Source organism: Bacteroides sp. 1_1_14 (assembly GCF_000162515.1).
Lineage (GTDB): Bacteria > Bacteroidota > Bacteroidia > Bacteroidales > Bacteroidaceae > Bacteroides > Bacteroides thetaiotaomicron.
Genome location: NZ_GG774748.1, coordinates 1 through 879, shown reverse-complemented (window position 1 = coordinate 879; position 879 = coordinate 1). Strand labels below are relative to the sequence as shown.

The following is an 879-nucleotide window of genomic DNA, read 5'->3' as shown; positions in this document are numbered from 1 at the left end:
GTTATGCCGTACTACTCCCACGGCATCGTGGATGCGGGAACGTCCAAGAGTTTCGTTTACGATCCCGGATTGAGAAGCCGTCGGAATATCCGTATCACCGAACATGGCGACCTGAACGAGATCTACCGCAGGACGTACAACGACACCACGCTTTACAAGCCCATCAAGGGAAACTGGTACATCGAGTTAGACCATTCGATATAACGGCCCGGAGTCCGTATCAAAGTATGTATCACTTTTTGTCAAGAAGATACATCATAAAGCAGATAATGGCCATCGCAAGGAAAAATAACAGAACCGCAAGGAGTTCGTTAAACCTGCACTTGGCATAGTGAGACATCACTGCTTTGCCTCGCCATTTGTAAATCCTGCTGACGAGCGACATAACGGCAAATGTGACAATGCTAAAAGACACATGGCAACAATGCCGACACACCTGGAAAAAGCCGGATAGTAACAGTCATCATAGGGAATATCAAAAGAGCGAAGATATAAATCGAGAGCATCATTTCGCCATCGACCCTGCCTGTTCGTCTTGCCTGCTTCCATTTCTCCCCCATCCACCAGAGGTAGTCCCAGAGATAGAACCGTTGTCTGCCGTTATTCTTCATGCCGTTATTTATTTCATCAATGAAACGATTGTGATAATCATAGCCACAAAAAACATTACTGGCAGGAAGAAAAGGAGAAAACCTGTTGCAGGCTTGAATCTTCTATCAGCATAGTGGCTCATGACGGCTTTGCGCCTGCGGACTCCGTAAAGCTTTTCACCCCATATCACATACACCAGTGCAAGGACTAAATAGACACCCCACATACATTGCTGAAACGTATGGTAAACCCTCGCAAACGCAAGCAACGACATGACCGGAACATACA

At 46.4% G+C, this 879-nt stretch carries 1 protein-coding gene and 2 pseudogenes; 1 reads left to right on the top strand and 2 read right to left on the bottom strand.

Translation table 11 applies throughout. The features are described 5' to 3' along the window. Positions 1-204, top strand: a 204-nt coding sequence (locus HMPREF9007_RS00070; protein WP_032850891.1) for a DUF4948 family protein, incomplete at its 5' end; no start/stop codon positions are given. A 28-nt stretch (positions 205-232) separates the two neighbouring features. Here the strand turns inward: HMPREF9007_RS00070 and HMPREF9007_RS28140 are convergent. After that, positions 233-611: pseudogene (locus tag HMPREF9007_RS28140) on the bottom strand (hypothetical protein). An 8-nt stretch (positions 612-619) separates the two neighbouring features. Further along, positions 620-879 (bottom strand): annotated as a pseudogene (locus tag HMPREF9007_RS28000) (hypothetical protein); the annotation flags it as partial.